Annotated in this window: 15 protein-coding genes and 1 pseudogene; 6 read left to right on the top strand and 10 right to left on the bottom strand. The window is 74.9% G+C overall.

All coding sequences use genetic code 11. From position 1 onward, the window contains the following. Positions 1-101, top strand: a pseudogene (locus tag ABZ885_RS20770) (sigma-70 domain-containing protein); the annotation flags it as partial. A gap of 1,416 nt (positions 102-1,517) precedes the next feature. Here the strand turns inward: ABZ885_RS20770 and ABZ885_RS20765 are convergent. The 8 genes from ABZ885_RS20765 to ABZ885_RS20730 all read right to left on the bottom strand — a co-directional run bounded on the left by ABZ885_RS20765 (position 1,518) and on the right by ABZ885_RS20730 (position 11,935). Then, positions 1,518-2,342 (bottom strand): polysaccharide deacetylase family protein, encoded by an 825-nt coding sequence (locus tag ABZ885_RS20765; RefSeq protein WP_360190452.1) that lies wholly within the window; start codon positions 2,340-2,342, stop codon positions 1,518-1,520. Next, positions 2,339-3,559: a glycosyltransferase family 2 protein gene (locus tag ABZ885_RS20760; RefSeq protein ID WP_360190449.1), complete on the bottom strand. Its 1,221-nt coding sequence runs from the start codon at positions 3,557-3,559 to the stop codon at positions 2,339-2,341. The genes ABZ885_RS20765 and ABZ885_RS20760 overlap by 4 nt, the downstream gene beginning before the upstream one ends. Continuing rightward, a complete protein-coding gene (locus tag ABZ885_RS20755) occupies positions 3,549-5,024 on the bottom strand; it encodes an MATE family efflux transporter (RefSeq protein WP_360190446.1) in 1,476 nt (491 codons plus the stop codon). Before ABZ885_RS20755 ends, ABZ885_RS20760 begins: the two co-directional genes overlap by 11 nt. Beyond that, the gene (locus ABZ885_RS20750; protein WP_360190444.1) at positions 5,024-6,322 is read right to left on the bottom strand and encodes a glycosyltransferase; all 1,299 of its coding nucleotides are present in this window, start codon (positions 6,320-6,322) and stop codon (positions 5,024-5,026) included. The genes ABZ885_RS20755 and ABZ885_RS20750 overlap by 1 nt, the downstream gene beginning before the upstream one ends. Next, a complete protein-coding gene (locus ABZ885_RS20745) occupies positions 6,319-7,689 on the bottom strand; it encodes a glycosyltransferase family 2 protein (protein WP_360190441.1) in 1,371 nt (456 codons plus the stop codon). The genes ABZ885_RS20750 and ABZ885_RS20745 overlap by 4 nt, the downstream gene beginning before the upstream one ends. Continuing rightward, positions 7,689-8,519, bottom strand: coding sequence for a glycosyltransferase family 2 protein (locus ABZ885_RS20740; RefSeq protein ID WP_360190439.1), 831 nt, complete (start codon positions 8,517-8,519; stop codon positions 7,689-7,691). Before ABZ885_RS20740 ends, ABZ885_RS20745 begins: the two co-directional genes overlap by 1 nt. 498 nt (positions 8,520-9,017) lie before the next feature. Next, positions 9,018-11,132 (bottom strand): EAL domain-containing protein, encoded by a 2,115-nt coding sequence (locus ABZ885_RS20735; RefSeq protein WP_360190436.1) that lies wholly within the window; start codon positions 11,130-11,132, stop codon positions 9,018-9,020. After that, positions 11,129-11,935 carry an SAM-dependent methyltransferase gene (locus tag ABZ885_RS20730; RefSeq protein ID WP_360190433.1) on the bottom strand — a complete coding sequence of 269 codons (807 nt, stop codon included), beginning with the start codon at positions 11,933-11,935 and terminating at the stop codon, positions 11,129-11,131. Before ABZ885_RS20730 ends, ABZ885_RS20735 begins: the two co-directional genes overlap by 4 nt. Before the next feature lie 214 nt (positions 11,936-12,149). On the opposite strand from ABZ885_RS20730, the gene ABZ885_RS20725 reads away from it, so the two are divergent. Together ABZ885_RS20725 and ABZ885_RS20720 are read left to right on the top strand one after the other, a co-directional pair. Beyond that, positions 12,150-13,931, top strand: coding sequence for a glycoside hydrolase family 15 protein (locus ABZ885_RS20725; RefSeq protein WP_360190431.1), 1,782 nt, complete (start codon positions 12,150-12,152; stop codon positions 13,929-13,931). 10 nt (positions 13,932-13,941) lie between these two features. After that, the gene (locus tag ABZ885_RS20720) at positions 13,942-14,451 is read left to right on the top strand and encodes an SRPBCC family protein (RefSeq protein WP_360190428.1); all 510 of its coding nucleotides are present in this window, start codon (positions 13,942-13,944) and stop codon (positions 14,449-14,451) included. A gap of 72 nt (positions 14,452-14,523) precedes the next feature. Here ABZ885_RS20720 and ABZ885_RS20715 read toward each other — a convergent pair whose 3' ends face one another. Further along, positions 14,524-15,171 carry a DUF4937 domain-containing protein gene (locus ABZ885_RS20715; RefSeq protein ID WP_360190425.1) on the bottom strand — a complete coding sequence of 216 codons (648 nt, stop codon included), beginning with the start codon at positions 15,169-15,171 and terminating at the stop codon, positions 14,524-14,526. 167 nt (positions 15,172-15,338) lie between these two features. Then, positions 15,339-15,920, bottom strand: a complete 582-nt coding sequence (locus tag ABZ885_RS20710; protein WP_360190422.1) for an antibiotic biosynthesis monooxygenase — start codon at positions 15,918-15,920, stop codon at positions 15,339-15,341. Between the two features lie 257 nt (positions 15,921-16,177). On the opposite strand from ABZ885_RS20710, the gene ABZ885_RS20705 reads away from it, so the two are divergent. From ABZ885_RS20705 to egtA, 3 genes are all read left to right on the top strand, one after another. Next, positions 16,178-16,558, top strand: a complete 381-nt coding sequence (locus ABZ885_RS20705; RefSeq protein ID WP_360190419.1) for a hypothetical protein — start codon at positions 16,178-16,180, stop codon at positions 16,556-16,558. 33 nt (positions 16,559-16,591) lie between these two features. Continuing rightward, complete coding sequence (locus ABZ885_RS20700; protein WP_360190416.1) at positions 16,592-17,878, top strand: aminotransferase class I/II-fold pyridoxal phosphate-dependent enzyme; 1,287 nt, start codon at positions 16,592-16,594, stop codon at positions 17,876-17,878. A gap of 174 nt (positions 17,879-18,052) precedes the next feature. After that, positions 18,053-19,312 (top strand): ergothioneine biosynthesis glutamate--cysteine ligase EgtA (gene egtA, locus ABZ885_RS20695; protein ID WP_360190414.1); only part of this gene is annotated, 1,260 nt, incomplete at its 3' end.

Below are 19,312 nucleotides of genomic sequence, written 5' to 3'. Positions count from 1 at the left end.
AGGAGCTCGGCCGGATCCGGCGGGTGCAGCGCGAGAAGTCCAAGGAACTGGGCCGCGAGGCCGAGCCGGCCGAGATCGCGGCCGAGCTGGACACCGGGCCTCCGGCCGGCCCCACAGCAGCGTGGCGGCGAGGAAGGCCGCGGCCGGGAGGGCGAACAGGTACGCCCGGAAGAGCATCTCCCCGTCGTACGCGTTGGCCAGCAGCAGGACGAGCGGGGCGACCAGCAGCGGCACCAGGCCGACCCGGCGCACCCAGCGGCGGCGGACCAGGGCGGCCAGGGCGAGCATGAAGACCGCGGCGGTCAGGCACCGGTCGGCCCAGGAGGTGAGGATCTGCCCGGGGGCGGCCTGCCCCAGCCGGGCGAGGCCGGCCACCGCGTTGTGGTCCGGCGAGCCGAGGGCGGTGACCAGGCTGGTCAGGTGCTCCGACACGAACGGCCGGGCCACGGTGGCGTCCCAGAGCACGGTCAGCCCGACCACGGCGGCCAGGACCGGCAGGACGGTGCGGCGGTTTCGGCGGCCCACAGCCAGCAGGGCCATGGTCGCGGCGAGCATGATCGGGGTCAGCTGGTGCGAGGAGACGATCGCGGCGACCAGCACCAGCAGCAGGGCGAAGGGCGCCGCCCGCCAGCCGCCGCGGGTCGGGACCTCGTCGGCCGTCGACAGCGCCCGGGCACCGGGCGGGCCGGGCCTGCGCTCCGCGGGTCCGCGTCCGGCGGCGGCGGCGAGCGAGCGCCCCACCGCCAGCCGGCGCACGACCAGGGCGATCACGGTGAGGGACAGCAGGTAGGCGAAGGCCTGCGGGGAGAAGTAGTCCTGGCCCACCCAGGCGGTCGCGTAGTAGATCCAGATCCCGCCCCAGACCAGCCGGCGGTCGGTGGTGATGCTCCGGTAGAGCAGCAGCAGCGGGCCGAGCAGCAGCAGGTTGGTGATCACCGGGTACCAGGAGGCGTAGCCGAGGACGGAGTCCAGGCCGGTGGCGCGCAGGATCACGGCGTGGAGCTGGAAGAAGCCGGGCCACTGGTTGTAGACGTCGAGCTTGCCCGCGCCCGGCACCGTCCCGCCGTGGCGCAGCATGGCGTCGACGATCGCGACGTGCTTCCAGGCCCACGCGTACCGCAGGGTCGGGTAGAGGAGGCTGGGCGTCGCGTGGACGACCAGGATCAGTGCCAGGACGTAGGCGGCGGGCCACCGGTGGCGGATCCGCGGGGCGCGCAGGGCGGTGACGAAGCCGGCGGTGAGCAGGACCAGGGCGGCGAAGTACGCCGGCGGGAGGGCCTGGAGCAGGCCGAGGTCGCCCATCCGGGAGAGCTGCGTGCGGGAGAGGGCCAGCAGCCAGAGCGCCAGTGCCGCGGGCAGTGCGCACCGGACGATCCAGCCGGAGAGGCCGGGTGCGGCGACGGCCGCGCGGAACCCGCCGGTCCGGTGGGCGGAGGTGGGGTGGTCGGGTGAGGGGTGGGCCGGTGTCCGCGGGTCGGGTCGGACGTCTTCACGTTCCAGGGAGTCGGTCACTGTGATCACTCCTGACCGCGGCCCCTCGGCGGTCCGCCGACCGGGCTGCCGAGGGCCGCGCGCAGGCGGCGGTAGGCCCGCCACGCCCGGGTGGCAGCGCTCTCGTGGAAGGGCGCGGTCGGGGCGCCCCGGCGCTTCGTCCAGTCGTCGAAGACCTGTGGCGGGGTGTCGGCGCGGACCATCAGCCGGGAGATCCGCAGTGGGTCGTCGGCCGGGGAACTGAACGCGTTCCCGACCGCGGTGGCGGAGGTGAATCCCGCCTGGCCGACCTTGCGGCGGACCTCGGCGCCCGAGTATCCGTGCGGGTAGGCGAAGGAGACGACCTCGTGGCCGAGGACGTCCTCCAGGACCGTCTTGCAGCCGGCGATCTCGTCGGTGAGCCGGCGGCCGTAGACGGTGTCCATCGGGACGTGGGTGCGGGAGTGGCCACCGATCTCGACGCCGAGCGCGTCGAGGGTGCCGATCTGGCGCCAGTTCAGCATCGGGGCCGGCGGCAGCAGGCTTCCGGTGCCGCGGCCGCCGGGCGGGTGGGCGGCGCCGGTGGTGATGTACAGGGTGGCGGGCAGGCCCTCGTCGGAGAGGATCGGGGCGACCGTCCAGTAGAAGTCGGCGTAGCCGTCGTCGAAGGTCAGGACGGCGGCGCCGGGGGGCAGCGGCGGGCCGCCGCGCAGGGCGCCGACGAGCCGGCGCAGCGGCACCACGGACAGGCCGCTGTCCTTGATCCGGTTCAGCTGCTCGCGGAACCGGGCGGGCGTGACGGTGTACGGCGCGAGCCAGGACGGCGGGTCGTCCGAGACCGAGTGGTAGAGGAAGACGGGTATCGCGGTCATGGCCCGCTCCCGGTCGTTCCGGTGCCGGTCGCCCGGGCCGTGGCGGGCCGGGCTGCCGTGGGCCGGACCGTGGCGGGTTCGGCCGTGGTGGCCCGGGTCGTGGGCCGGATGCCGCCGGGCTCGCCGACGGCGGGCTCGCCGTCGGTGGCCGGACGGACCGCGCCGGTCCGGCGGGGCGCGGTCCGTACGGCCCGGCCGCCGGCGACCCCGGTGAGGTAGCCGGCGGCGGTCAGGGCGACGCCGGCGCAGAGCGCCGCCGCCATGACGGGGTGGCCGCGCCGCAGGCTGCGCAGCAGCGCGGCGGGCACGGTGTGCCGCAGGTAGGCGCGTTCGCTGGCGAGGCCGGCGGTGGCGCCGTCGTGCCGCACCACGGCCGCCTTGGAGCGGCCCTCGGCGAAGCAGCGCGCGGCGAAGTAGGAGAAGGTGGTGCGGGCCGGCGGCACCCGGTGGCGGACCGCGGCGGAGGGCTCGTAGCGCAGCTCGGCGCCGGGGTGGCGGGCGGACAGGCGGATGCAGAGCTCCGTCTCCTCGCAGCCGAGCGGACGCCGGCCGACCCGGCCGAGGTCGGTCCGGAAGCCGCCGGCGGCCAGGGCCGGGGCGCGCCGGAAGGACATGTTGGCGCCGATGAAGTTGCGCACCGGGGCCGGCCGGTCCGGCAGCCCGCGGTAGGAGCAGCCGACCACCCAGTCGAACTCGGGCGGGAACCAGCCGGGCCGGCCGCTCAGCCACCAGGGCCGGACGTGGCCGCCGACCCCGAGCACGTCGGGTGTGCGGTAGCCGGCCAGCAGGCGTTCGGTCCAGGCGGGGTCGGCGGTGGCGTCGTCGTCCAGGAAGGCGATCAGCTCGCCGCGGGCCGCGGCCAGGGCGGTGTTGCGGGCGCCGGAGAGGCCGCGGCGGCGGCTGTTGGGCAGGATCCGCAGGCCGGCGGACAGCTGCTCGCGGGCGAGGCGGAGCAGTTCGGGGCAGTGGTCGACGACCAGCAGCGTCTCGGCGGGCGGGCGGTGCTGGGCGCGGACCGAGGCGACGGCGGCGCGCAGGTCGTCCCAGCGCTCGACGGTGTAGGCGCAGATCACCACGGTCAGGCTCGGCGCGGGGGTCCCGGAGTCGGGTGCGGGGGTCCCGGAGTCGGGCACGGGGGTCGCCGGCGTGGCGGGCGTGGCGGGGGTCGCGGGGAGCGTCCGGTCGTGCACCCGGTCGAAGGGCTGGTCAGTGGTCATCGCCCTGGCCTCCTTCCACAGCCTCCACGGCTCCCCCGGCCTCGCCGGCCTCGTCGCCCTCGTCGCCCTCGTCGCCCTCGTCGCCCTCCGCGGCCTCCATGGTCCCGAGCCAGCGGCGCAGGACGAGGAGCAGGAAGGCCGCCAGCGTGTACTCGGAGACCACCCAGGCGAGACCGACTCCGACCAGGCCGTAGCGCGGCAGCAGCAGGGCGACCAGCGTGATGATCATCGTGGCGGAGGCCATCCGCACCCCGACCATCCAGGGCAGTGCCCGGCGGACCCGGGCCACCTGGATGACCACGTTGGTGACCGCGATCGGCAGCGCGCACAGCGCGAGCAGGCGCAGCACCGCGGTGCCGTGCTCGGCGTACTGGGGACCGAAGACGCCCAGGATCCACCGGGCGCAGACCACGATCACCAGGACGGCGCCGGACAGCAGCAGCCCGGTGTGGCGCAGCATGCGCCGGGCGTACTCGGCGAGCCGCTGCGGGTCGCGGGCGCCCTCGACCACCAGGGAGTGGCCCATGCTGAACGTCGCGACGAAGAGCGTGGAGGCGATGACGAACGCCAGCGAGTAGTAGGCGCTGCCCTCCGGGCCGAGCTGGGCCAGCACGATCAGCGGGACGGCGCTGTAACTCGCGAAGCTGAAGAGGTTGCCGAGGTAGTCGGCGCCGGCCCAGCGCAGGACCCGCTGGGGCGGTTCGGCGTCGGCGTCGCCGGCCGCCGCGTGGACCGGCACGGCCCGGCGGAACAGCACGACGTTGGCCAGGGCGATCGAGACGACCATGGCCACCGCCCAGGCGACCAGGATGCCGGTGCCGACGGCCAGCGCCGCGCAGGTCGCGAGCAGCACGGCCTTGGCGACGGCGAAGACGGCGTTCTCGCCGAGCACCCAGCCGGTGCGGCGCGTGCCGGTGAGCGCGCCGTCCTGGAGGACGAAGATCGCGTAGCCGGCGGTGGCCGCGACGAAGGAGACCGCGAGCACCGGGGAGTGCAGGTAGCGCAGGTTGGGGGCGACCACCGGGATCAGCAGCAGGAAGCCGATCGCGACGAGGGCGCTGCAGCCGGCGCTGATCGTGTAGCACCGCAGCACCAGGGGCCGGGTGTGCCGGCCGGCGGCGGGGACGAACCGCACCAGGGCGTCCCCGAGGTTGAGGCTGCCGAGCGTGGCCAGGAACATCGCGGCGGACAGGGCGGCGTAGCTCCGGCCGACGGTCTCGACGCTGTAGTACCGGGTGGCGAGGATCCAGAAGAACGCGCCGAGCCCGGCCGCGACGATCGAACTCGCGGCCAGCACGTGGCCGTTGTGCATCAGGGAGTCCGCGCGCAGGCGCTCGGTCGCCGCCCTGGCCCGGGCGCGCAGCAGGGCGGGGTAGGAGCACTCGCAGGGGAGCGCCACCGGGCAGGAGCACGGCCGGGCGGCCGCCGCCCTCCGCTTGGACCGGGTGTGGTCGAGGATGGACATCACGGCCTCGTCGGGGAGTCGGCCCGGTGCTGCGCCCGGACGCTGCGCACGTAGCAGAGCGGCCCGTAGAGCAGGCCGAGGAGTTCCAGCCGCCCGAGGTGAGCCATCAGCGGGTCGCGGCGGTCTCCGGACGGGGTGCCCCGGCGGAGGGTCTGCCGGACGCCGCGCGGCACCCGGGCGAGCAGGGCGGCCAGCAGGCGCGGCTGGTGCCGGGTGGCGGCCGTCAGGTAGGCGCCGAAGCCGACGCCGAAGCCGAAGACCTGGGTGGTCAGCGCCTCCATGGAGCGGCGGTGGGGGTGCCAGACGAGGGCGTCCGGCCGGTACACCACGGTGTGACCGGAGGTGAGGACCTGGAGGAAGGAGAGCAGGTCCTCTCCCCCGCGCGCCGGGGTTCCGGTGCTGGTGGCGGGGTCGAAGCCGCCGAGCGAGCGGAGCAGGCCGGTGCGGAAGGCCATGTTGGCCCCGGTGCCGAGCCGGCCGGTGGCGAAGGGGAAGAGCGGGTCGTCGGTGGGTTCGCGGAGCGACCAGCTGCGGACGGTGAAGCCCTTGGCGTAGCCGCAGTAGCGTTCCAGGGCGATCTGCGCCCGGGTGTCGAGTTCGGCGGGCAGGACCAGCCCGGTCACGCAGCCCACCCTCGGGTCCGAGCGGAAGCCGTCGACCATGGCGGCCGCCCATCCGGCGTCGATCAGGAGGTCGTCGTCGGCGAAGGCGCAGATCTCGCCGCGGGCCACGGCCAGGCCGCGGTTGCGGGCCCGGGCCAGGCCGGGCACCGGCTCGCGCAGGTAGCGGACCCGGCCGGGGTAGCGGAGCCGGACGAGCAGTTCGGTGGCGCGGTCCGAGGGGGCGTTGTCGACCACGATGACCTCGGTGTGCCGGTAGGTGCCGGCCAGGAGGGCGTCGAGGGAGCGCGGGAGCAGGTCGGCGCGGTCGTGCGTGCAGACGACGACGCTCACCAGCGGGGTGTCGGGCCGCCGGCCGGGGTGCGGCCCGGGCAGGTCGCGGTCGAGGCCCAGGTCGGGGTCCAGGTCCAGGTCCAGGCCGGGGTCCAGGTCGGGGTCGAGGTCCAGGTCGCGGGCCGCCGCGGCGGTCAGGGCCCGGCACAGGGCGTCCGGATCGCCGGAGGCGGCCTCGGCGGTCACCAGGCCGAGCGGCTGCCCGTGGTGGCGGATCAGTGCCAGGACCCGGCCGCGCGGGGAGAACACCTCGCCCCGGCCGGGGCGGTGCAGCTCGCCCGGGCGTTCCAGGTCCAGCTCGGCGACCTCGACGGGCGCGGGTGGCAGGGTGATCGGGGCAGTCATGACGGCTGGCCTCCAGTCCGGTGTCCGGCCGGGCGTCCGACCGGGTGCCCGGCCGGACGCCCGCCCCCGGGGCGGCGCTGCTGCCAGACGGTGTACAGGTAGCAGAACGGGCCGTACAGCAGTCCGCGGCGCTCCAGCTTCCGGAGCATCCGCAGGGTGTCGCCGTCGACCGGACCGGTCCGGGGGCCCACCTGGTGGGTGACGTGCCACCGCCACACGCCGTAGGGCAGCCGCCGGACGAGCTCGGCGAGCAGGGCCGGCCGGTGGGAGACCGCCGCCGCCAGGTACGCGCCGAAGCCGACCCCGAAGCCGCTCACCTGGGTGGCGAGCGCCTCCATGGTCCGCCGGTGCCGGTGCCAGATGATCGCGTCGGGCTGGTAGGCCACGGTGTGCCCCGCGGTCAGCACCTGCTGGAAGGAGAGCAGGTCCTCGCCGCCGCGGGAGGGCGTGCCGGTGCCGGTGGCCGGGTCGAAGCCGCCGACGGCGCGGATGACGTCGGTGCGGAACGCCATGTTGGCCCCCATGCCGAAGCGGCCGGTGGAGAAGCGGACCAGCGGGTCGTCCAGCGGTTCCCGGAGCGACCAGCTCCGGGCGGCGAAGCCGCGGGTGGGACCGTTGTACTGCTCCAGGACGAACTGCGCCTCGGTGTCGAGCTCGGCGGCCAGCACCAGGCCGGTCACGCAGCCGATCCGGTCGTCCGACTGGAAGGCCTCCACCAGGGCGGTCACCCAGCGGGAGTCGGCGATGGCGTCGTCGTCCGTGAAGGCGCAGATCTCGCCGCGGGCGGCTGCGAGCCCGCGGTTGCGGGCCCGGGCCAGGCCCGGCAGGGGCTCCCGCACGTACCGGACGAGGTCCCCGTAGCGGGACCGGACCAGCTTCTCGGTGCTGTCGTCCCTGGGGGCGTTGTCCACCAGGATCACCTCGGTGACGGGGGGCCCGATCCGCACCAGGGAGTCCAGGCAGCGCGGGAGCAGCGCGTCCCGGTCCCGGGTGCAGACGATCACGCTGACCGTCGGGCTGCCCGCAGGCACCCGGGCGCGTCCGACCCGACCAGGACGCGCCGCGGGTGTCGCGGTGGACAGAGCGGGAACGGGGAGTTCCCGGTGGGCGGCGTCGACCAGCGCCCGGCGCAGCGCGGCGGTGTCGCCGGCGGTTCCGGTGGCCGTGACCAAGCCGAGCGGGTGTCCGTGCAGCCGCACCAACGCCAACACGCGACCGACCGGGTCGACGGCACCGAGACCGCCCGGCGGGCGCAGCCCGCTCGGGTCGTCCAGGTCCAGGTCGACGACACAGACGGGGGTGTAGAGCGAGTCGCGGGCGGCAGGGCGCGGACAGGCAGCTGCGGTGCGCCGGTCGGAGCCATTCATCATCGCTCCTCCGCGGTAGGGGCCGCCGAGGCCCGGGCGCCGGGACGCTCGGAGATCAGGGTCCTCAGCACCCGGCGGCCGTCGGAGATGGCGTGCAGGTGGGATCGACCGCTGCGGCGGGGGAGTTCCAGGCTCGGCACCTCGGCGATCCGCAGTCCGGAGCGCAGCGCGTGCGCGATCATCTCGGCCTCGATCTCGAAGCCGGTCGACTGCAGGTCGAGCGCGTCCAGGAAGGAGCGGCGGAAGGCACAGTAGCCGTAGCACAGGTCGGTGAGGTGTGCGTCGTACAGGTGGTTGACCACGGTCAGCAGGACGCGGTTGCCGAGCGAGCGGACCCGGGTGAAGTCCAGCGAGCCGCCGCCGGCGATGCACCGGGAGCCCTTGACGAAGTCGTAGCCGTGGTCGAGGAAGTGGAGGAAGTTCGGGATCTCGCCGGGCCACATGGAGCCGTCGGCGTCCATCATGACGATGTACTCGCCGGAGGCGGCGGCGAAGCCGGTGCGCAGGGCGGTGCCCTTGCCGGGCCCGCGCTGCGGGACGCTGCGGACGGTCGGCAGGCAGTGCCGGGCCATCGGGACGGTGGCGTCGCTGGACGAGCCGTCCACCAGGATGACCTCGTCGACGCAGCGCGGGATCTGCTCGAACACCCAGGGGATGTTCCGGGCCTCGTTCTGCGCGGGCACGACCAGCGTCACGCTGTGCTTGCTGGGGACGCCGTCCCCGGCCCGGCGCATCGGCCGCCGGGCGGGAGCCCGGTCCTCGGCGCGGCGCATCGGCCGGCCGTTCGGCTCCGGGTGCGGAACGACGTGGTTGGGCAGGGTGGTGCTCATCGAGGACGGCCTCTCGGAGGGAGGCGGCGGGCGGCGCCGGGCAGGGCGCGGCCCCTGGTGTGACGGGGCGGGCCCGGCGCGCGACGGATGCGCGGGGGCGGGGCCCCGGTAGGGAAGTCCCCGGAGGGGACTGCCGAAAGCTGGAGAGCGACTCTCGCGGCCGAAGGGGGTGCGCGCCGCCGGCTCTCGCTCGGGCGCCGGAGCGCCCGGTCTGTCGAACTGGCCAATGTGCTTCCCGCACCGGGGTGCGGGGTGTGCCAGGGCCTCATCGTGCCCAGGTGACCTGCGTCACGTCAAGAGGTTTGTGGGGAATTGTTTCTTATGCCCGATTCGGCATAGCCCCCGTCGGACCTTTGGGGGCCGCCGTCGGGCCCTTGACCGGTCCCCGTGCCGGGCATCGGCACAGGGCAGCGTCAGGCCAGGGCGGTGTAGGCGCCGTCAGCGGCCGTAGCGCCGCCGTCAGCGGCCGTAGCGCCGTCATCAGCGCCCGTGGCGCCGTCAGCGGCCGACCGGGCGGCCTTCCGGCTCCTCGGCGATCCGGCGGGCGATCTCGGCGGGCCGCACCGGGCGGCCGAAGTGCCAGCCCTGCGCCCAGTCGCAGCCGATGGCGCGCAGCCGCTCGGCGTCCTTGCGGGTCTCCACACCCTCGGCGGTGACGGTCAGGCCCAGCGCATGCGCCATCGAGACCAGGCCGCTGACGATCCGCCACCCCGTCTCCTCGTCCTTGGCCGGGTCGTGCAGGTCGCCGACGAACGAGCCGGCGATCTTCAGGCCGGAGACCGGCAGGTCGCGCAGGTAGGCCAGGTTGGACCAGCCGGTGCCGAAGTCGTCCACGGCGAGCGAGACGCCCTGGCCGACCAGCCCGTGCAGGGTCCGCAGCGCCTCGTCCTCGGGGCCGACCACGGTGGACTCGGTGATCTCCAGCTGGAGCCGGGCCGGGTCCAGGCCGGTGGTGTCCAGGATCCGCCCGAGGTCGGTCACCAGGGCGGCGTTGCGGGCCTGACGGACCGCCAGATTGACGTTCAGCTGCGGCGCTTCGTCGCCGAACCGCTTGATCCAGTCCGCCGCCTGGCCGCAGGCCTGCTCCAGCACCCAGCGGCCGAGCGGCATGATCAGGCCGGTCTCCTCGGCGGTGGTGACGAACTCGTCCGGGCCGAGCACGCCGAGCTGCGGGTGGCGCCAGCGCACCAGCGCCTCGACGGCGGCCAGCCGGCCGTCGGCCAGCGCGTACAGCGGCTGGTAGTCGATGAAGAACTCGCCGCGGTCGAGGGCGGCCGGCATCCGGACCGAGACCGCGTAGCGGCTGACCGCGCGGGCGTTCTCCTTGGGGTCGAAGAGCGTCCAGCGGCCGCGCCCGGCCTCCTTGGCCCGGTACAGCGTCAGGTCGGCGGCACGGACGGCGGCGCCCGGCGTGGTGGTGGAGACCCGCCGTTCCAGCACGCCCACGCTGGCGCCGACGGCGAGCTTGTGATCGCCGATCAGGACCGGCCCGGCCAGCGCCTTCAGCACGGTCTTGGCGGCCGCGACGGCCTCCTGCTCGCCGCGGCAGTTCTCCAGCAGCACCACGAACTCGTCGCCGCCGAGCCGGGCGACCAGGTGGCCGAGCGGGGTGAGCGCGGCCTTCAGCCGGGCCGCGACGGCGGAGAGCAGCTGGTCGCCGGTGTCGTGGCCGAGGCTGTCGTTGACCACCTTGAAGCCGTCGAGGTCGACGTAGCAGAGGCCGAACCGGGCGCCCGGTTCCGGCTCCTCGAAGAGCTTCTCCAGCCGCTCGAAGAAGGCCGCGCGGTTGGGCAGGCCGGTCAGCGGGTCGTGGGTGGCCTGGTGGCGCAGCCGCTCCTGCAGCCGGTAGCGGTCGGTGATGTCCTCCAGCATCGCCACCTGGTACTGCGGGCGGCCGTCGTCGTCGCGGATCAGCGAGACCGTCAGGTGGGTCCAGACCACCTCGCCGTCCGCCCGGTAGTACGGCTTGTCGAACTGGAAGTACTCCCGCTTGCCGCTGATCAGCTCCTCGTACGCCTCCCAGACGCCGGGCGTGTCCTCGGGGTGGACGAGGTCGCCGACCCGGCGGCCCTGCATGGCCTCGGGCCCGGCCCCGAACAGCTCCTGGAGCGCCTTGTTGACGGCGAGGATGTTGCCGTCGGTGTCGCCGATGCCGATGCCGATCGCCGCGCTCTCGAACAGGGCGCGGAACCGGGCCTCGGAGGCCCGCAGGGCCCGTTCGGCCTCCTTGCGGGCCACGTCGGCGGCGGTGCGGATGGCCTCCTGCTCACGCAGGGTGCGCTCGCGCAGTGCGGCCGCCCAGCCGGCCGCGAAGGCGCCGCAGAGCGCGGGCCCGCGGTCGTCGGTCACCGGCTGCTCCTGGAGCAGCTCGACGGCGCGCGCCAGCACCACCGGGTCGGTGAAGTGCGCGTCGACGAGCTCGGCGCCGGCCTCGGCCGCCAGGTGCGGCTCGAACGGCTGCTCCTGCTGCGCGCGGTGGAGCAGCGCGGCGGTCCTGGAGACCAGCCTGCCGAGCAGGCCGGGGTGGACCGCCGTGCCGTGGTCACCGGAGAGCAGCCGCGCCCAGTCCTCGTGGAACCGATCGGCGCTGCTCGGCACCGGCGCTTCGCTCACGGACGGAACCCAACGCCCGCCACCCCGGTCATCCGCTCGGGGTGCTGGCCGACGGCCTCCGGCTGGTCGGGCCGCCACTGCGGCAGGTAGACGACGCCGGGCTCGACCAGCTCGAAGCCCGCGAACATCGCGGTGATCTGCTCGTGGGTGCGCATGGTCAGCGGAGTGGGCGTCATCCGGTAGAGCTTCTGGTGGTCCTCGGCCTGGTCCGGGCGGCCCTCCAGGGAGGCGTGCGAGAGGACCAGCGCGCTGCCCGGCGGGAGTGCGTCGTGCAGCACCGCGACCAGCTTCCACGGGTCCTCGGAGTCGCTGACGAAGTGCAGGACGGCGACCAGCAGCACGGCGACCGGCTCCCCGGCCGCCAGCAGGGCGGTCACCTCGGGGCGGGACAGCAGGTCGTCGATGTCGCGCACGTCCGCCCGGACGACGGAACTCTTCGGGTCGTCCTGCAGCAGCAGGCGGCTGTGCGCGACGGCCACCGGGTCGCGGTCCACGTAGACGACCTCGGCCTCGGGGCGGATCTCCCGGGCGACCTCGTGCACGGCGCCGAAGGTGGGGATGCCGGAGCCGATGTCCAGGAAGCGGGTGATGCCCCGTTCGGCGACGAACTGCACGGCGCGGCGCAGGAAGGCGCGGTTGGAGCGCATGATCTGGGGCAGCTCCGGCCACAGGGCTATCGCCTTGCGGGCCATCTCCCGGTCGACCTCGAAGTTGTGCGAACCTCCGAGGTAGTAGTCGTAGACCCGCGCGGCGTTCGGTTTGTCCAGGTCCGTGCCCTCCGGTACCCAGTTCGGTCGCCGCATCCTGAGGACTCCTTCGCTCCGGTTCCGGGAAGCCAGCCGTCTGGAGGGACCGCTGCGACTGATGAGACTACAAGCACAAAAGATCCTCCCTTGCACGCCGAACGCATGCAAGCGGAGTTCTCCCGTCCCGCGGACGCCCCGGCGGGTACATGGCCGTTCCGCCGGGTGCGCGGCCGATCTGCCGAGGGAGCCGTGACGGCCGAGAATGGTGCTGATGGCCGGACGCATCGAGGACTACGCCCTGATCGGCGACCTGCAGACCGCCGCCCTGGTGGGCCGGGACGGGTCGGTCGACTGGCTGTGCCTGCCGAGGTTCGACTCCCCCAGCTGCTTCGCCGGCCTGCTCGGCGACCGGCAGCACGGCGCCTGGCGGCTCGCCCCGGTCGGCGCCACGCAGTGCACCACCCGCCGGTACCTCGGCGACAGCCTCGTCCTCGAAACCGACTGGCAGACACCCGACGGCTCGGTACGGATCACCGACTTCATGCCGCAGCGCGGACAGGACGGCCGGCGCACCCCGCAGCTGATCCGGATCGTCGAGGGCCTCGACGGCACCGTCCCGATCCGCGGTGAACTGCGGCTGCGCTTCAACTACGGCCGGATCGAGCCCTGGGTCCGCCGCACCGGCCGCCACCGGGTCGCGGTCGCCGGGCCCGACTCCGCGTGGCTGCGCGTCCCGCCCGGGGTGCACACCTACGGGGTGGACGGCGTCACCGCCTCCGACTTCACCGTCACCGCCGGCCACCGCATCGCCTTCGTACTCACCTGGCAGCCGTCCCACCTGCCCACCACCCCGCGCACCGACCCCGAGGCGGCCCTGCTCGCCGCCCTCCGTGACTGGCAGCACTGGGCGGACGGCTGCCGCTACCGCGGCGAGTGGCAGGACGCCGTCCTGCGCTCGCTGATCACCCTCAAGGCGCTCGCCTACGCGCCCACCGGCGGGATCGTCGCCGCGCCCACCGCCTCGCTGCCCGAACGGATCGGCGGGATGCGCAACTGGGACTACCGCTTCTGCTGGCTGCGCGACTCCTCGATGACCCTCTCCGCCCTGCTCCGCGGGGGCTTCCGCGAGGAGGCCGCCGCCTGGCGCCGCTGGTTGCTGCGCGCCATCGCCGGCGACCCCGGCGACCTGCAGACCGTGTACGGCGTCGCCGGCGAGCGCGTCCTCGGCGAGACCGTCGCCGACTGGCTGCCCGGCTACGAGGACTCCCGGCCGGTCCGGTTCGGCAACGCCGCCGTCGACCAGCTCCAACTCGACGTCTACGGCGAGGTGGTGGACACCCTGCACCTCGCCCTGCTGGCCGGCCTGCCGATGGAACGGCACGTCTGGACGCTGCTGCGGGCCCTCATGGCGTACCTGGAGCGGCACTGGCAGGAACCCGACGAGGGACTGTGGGAAGTCCGCGGCGGGCGGCGGCACTTCGTGCACTCCAAGGTGATGTCCTGGGTCGCCGCCGACCGCGCCGTCCGGCTCGCCGAGGCCACCGGCCTGCCCGCCCCCGTCGACCGCTGGCGGGCGATGCGCGACGCCGTCCACGCCGACGTCTGCGCGAACGGCTACGACCGGCGGCGCGGCGTCTTCGTCCAGCACTACGGCGGCCAGGGGCTGGACGCGGCGACCCTGTTCGTGGTCAAGAGCGGCTTCCTGCCGCCGGACGACCCACGGGTGGTCCGCACCGTCGACGCCGTCCGGGACGGTCTCGACCACGGCGGCCTGGTCCGCCGCTACCAGGCCCACCAGCGCACCGACGGCCTGCCCGGCGGCGAAGGCGCCTTCCTGGCCTGCTCGTTCTGGCTCGCCGACGCGCTCGCCGCCACCGGGCGCCGGTCCGAGGCCCACGAGCTGTTCGCCCGGGTGGTCGGGCTCGCCAACGACCTCGGCCTGCTCTCCGAGCAGTGGGACCCGCGCGCCCGCCGTCAACTCGGCAACACCCCGCAGGCGTTCAGCCACGTCGCCCTGGTCAACACGGCGTTCACGCTGGCCGAGCCGGAGTAGGGTGCGGGGCGTGGACCCCAACCACTACCGGTTCCGCGACACCTGGCGCCTGCCCGCGCCACCGGCCGCCGTGTACGCGGCACTCGAGGACGTGCGGCACTACCCGCTCTGGTGGCCGGAGATCCTCGCGGCCCGGGACACGGGCGCGGGAGCCGGCGGCGGATCCGGTGACGGCTCCGGGTACGGCAGCGGCGATGGCGGCGGCGGCGGTTCCGGCGAGGTGGTGGTGCGTGCGCTGCTGCCGTACCGGCTGGTGATCGGGCTGGAGGCGGTGCGGCGGGATCCGGTGGCCGGCGTCCTGGAGGTCGCCATGCACGGGGACCTCACCGGCTGGTCCCGCTGGACGGTCTCCGCGGACGGCACCGGCAGCCGCGCACTCTTCGAGGAGGACACCCGCCCCGGCAAGCCGTTGCTGCGCCGCCTCGCCCTCCCCCTGCACCTGGTCTTCCGCGCCAACCACGCCGTGATGATGCGGCGGGGCCGGCGGGGGCTGGCGGCGTACCTGACGGCGGACAACTGACAGCTGACAGATTTCAACATCTGTTAGTTGTCATCTGTCGTCTGTTATCTGTCAGCCGTCGGCTGTCGGCTGTCAGCCCTCAGCTGCCCGGCGGGGCAGGACGCGCCAGGCCGTCTCCAGCGGCAGCACGTGGCCGGCCACCGAAAGGACGTCCGCCTCCGGCGCAGCACGCTCCCGCAGGGCCGGCAGGTGTTCCGCAGAGTAGTGCGCGTGAGCGGCGGCTCCGGACCACAGGGTGGCAACCAGGTATCGGTGCGCGTCGAACCGGATGACGACGCCGCCGAGCATCCCGCCGGCCTCCGCCATGCCCGGCGCCCACACCCGTCGCTGCACGTCGAGGAAGTGTTCCTCGACGCCGGGCCGCAGGCGGCAGTCGGCGACGCGCAGCAGCGCGGCGGCTTCGAGCGCACGGGGCAGACCGCCGGCGTCACCGGTCATTTCGAGGACGACGGCACCGGTGGCGGTCTCGATCGCGGTGCAGATCTCACCCTGCCGGGTCTCGGCGACCACGGCATCGTGCCGCTCGCGCATGAACCGCCCGTACGCGTCCGCGTCGTCCCACAGGCCCAGGAGACAGGCGCGGCCGGTGGCGGGATCCCAGCCACCCACCTGCCCGGCCAGGCCGTGCTGGTCGCTGATCACCGACCAGGCACCCTGGGCGGCGGAGAACCGTCCCCGGCGCCCGCCCGGCACGCTGCAGCCGATCCATTTACCCCACATGCGCAGCCGGCCCTCCCGACGATCCCGCACACGACGACCCGACAGGGAAATGATCCGTCGCAGCCCCCGGCCGCGGTCAATCGGCCCTGAGCCGCGGAAAAGGCGGGACCGGAGACGTACGACCCGGGGCCGGTCCCGCCTGGTCCCGCCCGGTCATCGGCCGACCGTCACCGGGGGAAGAGCCACCGCCGTAGCAGCCGGGTGACCACCGGCAGCGCCGCGTACGTCATCAGCGCGCTGATGAGCGGCGCGGTGACGAGCGGCCGGACGGCCGTCGGCAGGCCGGCCAGGTGCGGGTTGAGCAGGAGGCTCGCGGTGACGGTGAGCGGGGCGATCGCGATCGTCGAGGCGACGGCCATCTTCCAGCGCACCGGCGGGCGGCCCTTCGGCGCGGCCGCCTTGGTGGTGGCGAACCAGCCCTCCATCCCGAGGATCTCGTGCCGGTGCACCTCGTGGTGGTGGCCGTCCGCCGCCGCGAAGCAGGCCGCCCGGGCGGGCGACGCCTGCCAGGAGCGGAACGCCTCGCCGTCGCGGAAGTGGATCAGCAGGTGCCAGGGGTCGTCCGGGCCGGCCGGGCGCAGCAGTCCGGTGCCGAGGTTGCCCTCGTGCGCGGCGGCCGCGGCCAGGATCTCCTTCGCCCAGACCTCGAACGCCTCCTCGTAGCCGGCTTCCACCCGGCGGGCCACGAAGAGGGTGACCTCCTGGTCCTGGCCCGTTCCGGTCACCGGGTCACTCGCCGTCGTCACCATGATCCGCTTCGCCCTCCCCGTCGAACGCTCCGTGCCGAGCGCCGCGTCGTACGCCCTGGCCGGTGCCGTGTGCCGTCACCCGGCCGAGGCCGCAGCGTACGACGCGGCGCGGCGGCGGTGCGCTCCCGTCTCAGGACCGTCCCCGGAGGGGGCGCCGGACGGATGATCATCGTCCAGTGCGGTACCGGCTCCGGGTGCCACGGTTCGGGTGATCGTCCGATGCGGCCGGTCACGGGGCGCCACCTCGGCCGGTCGCCATGACCACGCCCGAGACCCCGGCCGACACCACCGAGCCGACCACCCCGCAGCCCGACCACCGCGATGAGGAGATCGCCGCCCTGCGGGCACGGCTCTCGGAACAGGAGGCCCGGCAGAAGGACGCCGAACTCGTCGCCCTGCGGGCCCAGGTGGCGGGTCAGCAGGCTGCTGCCGCCGCGGCGCCCCCGCAGATCGTCATCAACAACTCCGCAGCGTCGAGCGCGAGCGCGGCCGCGGCGGCTGCCGTCACCGCCGGCCGTCCGCCGCGCCGCCGCCAGTCCGCGGCGGTCCACGTGGTGCTGTTCCTGTTCACCGCCGGCCTCGGCAACGTCCTCTACGCGCTGAGCGTCAACTCCTGGAACCGCCGACACGGCTGGTGATTCTCTCCCCCCGGTGCCGGCCGGGACGTTAGCGTGCCTGCGGACGTCCCTCGCCCGCCGCCGCACCGGGAGGCCACCACCGTGATCGCCCCGCCCGACCAGCCCGACCGCCCCGACACGCCGGAGAACTCCGGCCCCGGGTTCGACCGGCCCTTCGACCAGGCCTTCGACCGGCCCTTCGACCGCAGCGGCACCGGGAGCAGCAAGTGGGCCCGGGCCGGCGGCGGGGCGGGCGGGGTGATCCCGATGGGCCTGGCCGACATGGACCTGCCCGGGCCGCCGACCGTCGCACGGGCGCTGGAGCGGCGGGCGCGGCACCGCGCGTACGGGTACACGGTGTGCGATCCGGCCGGGCGGGAGCTGGTGGCGCGGTGGTACCGGGAGCGGCACGGGGTGGAGGTGGACCCGGCGTGGGTGCTGCTGCTGCCGTTCGGGCCGCGGACCGCCGTCCGGCTGCTGCTGGAGGCGGTGCGCCCGGCCGGCGAGGTGCTGTTCCCGACGCCCGAGTGGGGCGGCTTCGCCCAGCTCTGCCGGGCCGCCGGCCTGCCGTACCGGGAGGTGCCGCTGGCCCGGGACGGCGCCGGCTACCGGCTGCCGGTGGCGGCGTTCGCCGGGTGCCGGGACGGCGCGGTGCTGCTGAGCAGTCCGCACAACCCGTCCGGGCGGGTGTGGTCGGAGGCTGAGGTGTCCGCGCTCGCCGAGGTGGCGGCGCGGGCCGGGGCGGTGCTGGTCTCGGACGAGGTGCACGGCGACCTCACCCACCCCGGCCACCGGCACCCGGTGGCGGTCGCCGTGGCGGGCAGGCACCGGGCGCGGACGGTCACGCTCAACTCCGTCGGCAAGACCTTCAACACCTCCGGCATCCCGAGCTGCTTCGCGCTCGTCCCGGACGCCGCCCTGCGGGAGCGGCTGGCCGACGTGATGGCCGGCTACGGACTGTGGGAGGGCGGGCTGCTGGAGCAGGTGGTCCAGCAGGCGGCGCTGCGCGAGGGCGGCCCGTGGCTGGACGCGCTGCTGGCGCACCTGGCGGCCGCGCGGGACCGGCTGACCGCTCTGCTCGGCGGCGCCGTGCGGTCCGTGCCCGAGGCCTCGTACCTGCTCTGGGTGGACGCCGCCGCGCTCGGTCTGCCGCCGGACGGTGCGCGGGCGGCGCTGCTGGAGCGGTACGGCCTGGAGGCCTCGGACGGGGCCGATTTCGGGCCGGGCGGACGCGGTTCGCTGCGGCTCAACTACGCGCTGCCGACCCCGGTGCTGGCGGCGGTGCTGGAGCGGCTCCGCGGGGCCGGCGCCGCCGCCGTCACCCGTTTGCACCGCCCCTGACCTGCGAACACACCTCTTCACAAGATGTTTGCGGAGCGCCCCGGCATGGTCCGTAGCAGACTGGGCAAGGTAGACCGGGCCGCAATCGTGATCCCGAGGATGGTGAGTCCGGTGATACCCGTTCGACCGACCAGCCCGACCGCCCGGCCCAGCGCGGGACCGCCGTCCGGCGGGGTGACACCGCTGACCGAGTCCGCCGCGCGCAGCCACGTGTCCGGCGTCTGTTTCAAGATCGGGCCGCCCCGGCTGGTGGGTGTCGAGGTCGAGTGGTTCGTCCACGACGACCGATGTCCCGGCACCCCCGTCCTACCGGAGCGGCTGCACGCCGCACTGGACGCACTGCCCCTCGGCGGTCCGGACGGGACGTCGCTCCCCTCCGGGGCCCGCCTCACCCTCGAACCCGGCGGACAGGTCGAGCTCAGCTCCCCGCCCGCCGAAGGACTGGTCGCCTGCGTCGACGACACCCGACGCGACCTCGCCGCCCTGCGGGCCGCCTTCGCCGCCCAGGGCCTGCGACTCACCGGCACCGGCACCGACCCGCTGGCCCGTCCGCGCCGGATGGTGCTGGACCACCCGCGCTATCTGGCGATGGAGCGGTTCTTCGACTCGGCCGGCCCGTGGGGCCGGATCATGATGACCGGCACCGCCTCCGTCCAGGTCTGCCTGGACGCCGGCCTGGACGGCGGCCTGGGCAGCGGCACCGGCCCCGGCAGCGGGAAGGGCGGCGCCGCGGGCAGCCCGCACACGCTGGCCCGCCGCTGGCAGCTGGCCCACCGGCTCGGCCCGGTGCTGGTCGCCGCCTTCGCCAACTCCCCGCTGCTGGACGGGAAGCCGACCGGCCACCGGTCCACCCGGCAGACCGTCTGGTCCCGGATGGATCCCACCCGCACGCTCGCGCCGGGCCCGGACCACGGCGACCCGCGCGAGGCCTGGAGCCGGTACGTGCTGGACGCCGAGGTGCTCTGCATCCGCCGCCCCGACGGGCGGCCGTGGACCGCGCCGGCCGGGATGACCTTCGCCGACTGGCTGCGCGGCGCCGGCGAGCGCCCGCCCACCCTGGCGGACCTTGACTACCACCGCACCACGCTGTTCCCGCCGGTCCGCCCGCGCGGACACCTGGAGCTGCGGATGATCGACGCCCAGCCCGGCGACGGCTGGATCGTCCCCGCCGCCCTGGTCACCGCCCTGCTGGACGACCCGGTGGCCGCCGACGCCGCGCTCGCCGCGCTGGAGCCGCTGGAGTGCGCCGAAGGCCCGCGCCCGCCGCGCAGCGACGCCTGGCGCCGCGCCGCCACCTTGGCAGTCGCCGACCCCGGGCTGCGCCGCGCCGCCCTCACCTGCTTCGCCGCCGCCGACGCCGCGCTGGGCCGCATGCCCGGCTCCATGACCGAGTATCCGCATCCGGGTGCCCTGGGTGAGGAGTTCGAAGCCGGA

It is taken from the genome of Kitasatospora sp. NPDC047058, from assembly GCF_040643935.1.
GTDB lineage: Bacteria > Actinomycetota > Actinomycetes > Streptomycetales > Streptomycetaceae > Kitasatospora.
Note: the sequence above shows the minus strand (reverse complement) of the source record. Positions and strands in the feature narration are given on the sequence as shown.